Source organism: Roseateles sp. P5_B10, from assembly GCF_056400485.1.
On record NZ_JBFULE010000510.1, the window covers coordinates 1 to 3,848 of the forward strand.

Consider the following 3,848-nt stretch of genomic DNA (forward strand, 5'->3'; position numbering starts at 1 on the left):
CCAGGCCAGCCACCGCCGGGCCGTCGTCGCGGCGCAGGGCCGCATCCAGCTCGGCCAGGAAATGCTTGCGGGTGGAGACGCCGGTCAGCGGGTCGTGGTGCACCTGCTCGCGCAGCACCAGCAGCTGGCCGGCCTGGGCCTCGAAGAGGTCGCGCACGCGCTGCACCATCGCGTTCATGGCGCGGGTGAGGCGCTGCAGTTCCGGCACGCGCGGCTCGACGACCTGGCCATAGCTGCCGGCAAGCACGCCCTCGGCCTGGGCCACGGCGGCGTCCAGCGGGCGGCGGATGCGCCTCAGGCCCGCCCAGGCCAGCACGGCCGCGACGATGCCGACGATGAGCAGCCAGGCCAGCAGGCGCCGCGAGGTCAGCCACAACGCGTCATGGGCGTAGCTGGAATGGCTCTTCAGTTCGACCGCACCGATGGCGTTCCAACCGTTGGACAGCTGGGCCACACCGGACGCGGCTTCGATGGGCAGCATGGCGCGGAACCAGGCCGGCGCCTGGCCCGGGCGCGGCGCCTCGGCACGCTCGAACAAGGTCTCACCATTGGCGCCACGCCAGCGCACGAATTCGTAGGCGCCGGTATCGAACTGGGCCGACACCAGCAACTTGATGAGCTCACGGTCGCCCTGCTGCTGCGACAGGGCGAGGGCCAGGGCTTGGGCGTTGTCGGCGTTCTTCAGCTCCAGTTGGGTGTGCATCAACTGCCGCGCGGAGACCATGGACAGGCCGACCGCGCCCACCAGCGCGGCCAGCACCACGCCAAGCACCAGCCAGGCGATCTGCCGCATCAACGACATGTCTCACTCCCGTTCACAAGAATCCCTCCGCTCTCACTTTGGCCACCAGCTCGCGCCACAGCGACAGGCGCGCCAGCGGGTCACCCGCCGTCACCTGGCCCACGCCCTGCCACAGGCCCTCGGTGTTGAAGCTGAACACCGGCGTCAGGTCGGTGCGTTGCGACGCGGGCAGCACCTCGGGCCGCAGGTTGTCCAGGATCAGCGGCTCGGCGCCCGGCTGGGCATAGTAGGCCAGCACCATGTGGGCGAGCGACTGGCCCTGCAGCCGCGCCCGCACATAGACCATCCTCAACTTGGCCGTCGGCACGCCCGTGGCCGCCAGGCCGAAGTATTTGGCGATGGCGTAGTCCTCGCAGTCGCCGGCGCGCTTTTCCAGGCTTTCCAGCGGCGAGGCCCAGTAGTCCGGCAGGTTCCAGGTGACGGCGTCGTCCTTGAAGGCCAGGCGGCGGTTGAAGAAATCGTTGATGTCCTTGAGCCGCTGCAGCTCCTCGCTCACGCCGCTGCGCTCGATCTGCTGCACCAGGGCCTGGGCCTGCTCGACGACGCGGGGACCGCGGGCGGCGGCAGCTTCCAGCACACGCGCCGCGTCATAAGCCGCCAGCGCCAGCACCGGCCCGGCCACCAGGACGGCCAACCACCACCGATGCCGACGAAGGGCGAAAGCGACGCGAGGCGGGGAAGTGGGCAAGATTGACGGCGGGCTGCAGTTGAATTCACTGTACCCGGCCGGCACATGTCCGAAGCGCCATAAGATTTTTGGATGATGCAGAACCCGGCACCTTCCCACGACCTGCGTACTCGTGCGCAGCAGATCCGCGACGACATCGACCAGTCGCGCCGCCGTGGCCCCCTGCAGCAGATCCAGATCCCGCCCTGCCCCGAGTTGCTGGCGCAGTTGCAGCAGGCCATGAACCAGCCGGAACCCGACCTCAACCTGGTCTCGCGCATCGCCTCCAGCGACGTGGCCATGGCCGCAACGCTGCTGCGCATCGCCAACGGCCCGCTGTTCAAGCCCGTGGGCCTGCCCTGCACCACCGTCGGCCAGGCCATGACGCGCATCGGCCTGCGCGAGAGCGTGGCCGTCATGACGGGCTTCCTGGCCCGGCACGCCATCCCCGTCAACGCGCCACAGCTGGCGCGCTTCTGGGAGCGCAGCACCAAGCGCGCGATCGCGATGGCCATCATTGCCCAGCAGCTGCCAGGCCTGTCGCCTGACCTGGCGCACAGCTTTGGTCTCTTCCTGCACGTTGGCATGCCGGTGCTGATGCAGAGCGTGCGCGGCTATGCAGCCACCATGGTGGAGGCCGGCGCTCGCATCGACCGCCCCTATATCGCCACGGAAAACGCCAACCACAAGACCGACCATGCCGTCGTCGGCGCGCTGGTCGTGCGCGTTTGGAACCTGCCGGCGCCGCTGATGTCGGCCATCCGCCTGCACCACGACTTCGCGGCCCTCGGCCACGACGGCATTGAGCCTGAGATCCACACGCTGATCGCCGCCGGCCTGATCGCCGAGCATCTGATGCGCCGCCACGAAGGCCTGCCCGAGGACGCCGACTGGGCCGGCCACCACCAGGCTGCGATGGCCTGGCTGCACATCGACTGGGAAGAGCTGGCCCAGTGGGAAGAGGCCATTAGCGCGCAGTTCGATGCGGCTTAGGTTCCCGCGCCTGCGTGTCATCGTGCTGGTCGCCATGGTGGTGGCGGCACTGGCTATCGTCGGCTGGTGGGCGTTCGGCCCGTCCGGCGTCGCCGTCGAGTTGACCAAACGCAGCTGGCGCATGGAGATCATCGTCGAGCGGCTGCGTTCCGAGTCCGGCTCGGACTGGTGCGACGAGCTTCCCGAGGGCGCTTTCGACATCAGCCGCCGCACCATCGCCGATCCCACCGGCAAGCGCGCCGAGCCGGGCGAGCATTGCCGCTACAACGTCCTGGCCTGGCGCCGCAGCTGGATCGTCAAGAACGAGGGCGGCCCCGGCGAGCGCCCCGACTGGCCGCGCCCGCCGCTGCGCATGGCGCCACCCGGCCAGCCCGGCAGCGAGCGCCTGAGCAAGCGCGAAGCCTATTTCGAGATCGAGCTGCGCGACCGCGAGGACCATGCCTGGGTCTGCCGCGTCGACGCCGAGCGCTGGAAGCAGCTGCGCGTGGGCATGCGCTTTCGGATCCCGGTGGACCGCTTCGGCACGGCGAACTGCCCGGCGATGTATCCGTCCAACATCTAGCCGGCCTTGGCCGCCTTCCAGCGCTTCAGGATCTCCGCTTCCTGCTCAGGCGTGTCCGGCTGCGGGCTGCGCCCTTCGATCAGCGGCAGCAGCGCTCGCGTACCTTCGTACAGATGCTCGAACAGCTTCTTGACGCGGGGCACCTGGCGCAGCTCCACGCGGGTCAGCAGCCACAGCTCGCTGCGCCAGTCGCGCGGCGGATCGAACACGCGACGCAGCTCGGGGTCGGCATCGCCGAGATAGCAGGGCAAGGCGCCCAGGCCCATGCCCGCACGCACGAGTTGGCGAACATGAGTCAGGCTGTTGGTGCGCACCGCCACCTGGCGGCCCAGGCCCTGGCCCTCCAGCCAGCGGGCCGATGCCAGGTGGGCCAGGTCCTCGTCGACACCCACCCAGGGTTGCAGGTCCAGGGTCTCCGCGCTGACGCCGCCCAGCTTGCGGGACGCATAGACCGTCGCCTCGACACGCGCCAGGCGGCGCCCCACCAGCGACTCCGGCGGTGGCCCGCCGGAGCGCAGCGCGACATCGGTTTCGCCCTGCTGCACGTCCAGCAGCGCGTTGCCGCTGCGCACCTGCAGCTGGACCTGATGCCGGGTCTGGTAGCTGGCCAGCAGCGGCGGCAGCAGGGCCTGCATCCAGGTATCGGCCGCGCTGAACCTCAGCAGGCCGCCAGGCCAGGCCTGCCGCCCACGCAGGCTCTCGGTCACGACATGCAGCTCACGTCCCATGCGGCGCGACAACTCGACCAGCTCGGCCCCGGCGCGCGTGGCCACATAGCCACCACGCAGGCGCTCGAACAGCCGCAGGTCCAGCTTCTGCTCCAA

The 3,848-nt window shown here is 69.8% G+C and carries 5 protein-coding genes; 2 read left to right on the forward strand and 3 right to left on the reverse strand.

Annotated elements, in window-relative coordinates:
* Window positions 1-802, reverse strand: an 802-nt coding sequence (locus AC1DU6_RS22875) for a LapD/MoxY N-terminal periplasmic domain-containing protein (protein WP_477859816.1), incomplete at its 3' end; no start/stop codon positions are given.
* A 13-nt stretch (window positions 803-815) separates the two neighbouring features.
* Window positions 816-1,436 carry a transglutaminase-like cysteine peptidase gene (locus tag AC1DU6_RS22880; protein ID WP_457323484.1) on the reverse strand — a complete coding sequence of 207 codons (621 nt, stop codon included), beginning with the start codon at window positions 1,434-1,436 and terminating at the stop codon, window positions 816-818.
* Between the two features lie 126 nt (window positions 1,437-1,562).
* Here AC1DU6_RS22880 and AC1DU6_RS22885 point away from each other — a divergent pair, with 126 nt between their 5' ends.
* Window positions 1,563-2,462: an HDOD domain-containing protein gene (locus AC1DU6_RS22885; protein ID WP_477859819.1), complete on the forward strand. Its 900-nt coding sequence runs from the start codon at window positions 1,563-1,565 to the stop codon at window positions 2,460-2,462.
* Window positions 2,452-3,024, forward strand: coding sequence for a hypothetical protein (locus AC1DU6_RS22890; RefSeq protein ID WP_457323482.1), 573 nt, complete (start codon window positions 2,452-2,454; stop codon window positions 3,022-3,024). Before AC1DU6_RS22885 ends, AC1DU6_RS22890 begins: the two co-directional genes overlap by 11 nt.
* On the opposite strand, the gene AC1DU6_RS22895 is transcribed toward AC1DU6_RS22890, so the two are convergent.
* The coding region (locus tag AC1DU6_RS22895) for a LysR family transcriptional regulator (protein WP_477859821.1) at window positions 3,021-3,848 on the reverse strand (828 nt) is incomplete at its 5' end. The genes AC1DU6_RS22890 and AC1DU6_RS22895 overlap by 4 nt on opposite strands.

What these genes read in the sequence shown, in the direction of transcription:
- AC1DU6_RS22890 (WP_457323482.1), top strand. Translation starts at nt 2,452, where the DNA reads ATGCGGCTTAGGTTCCCGCGCCTGCGTGTCATCGTGCTGGTCGCCATG.
- AC1DU6_RS22885 (WP_477859819.1), top strand. Translation starts at nt 1,563, where the DNA reads ATGATGCAGAACCCGGCACCTTCCCACGACCTGCGTACTCGTGCGCAG.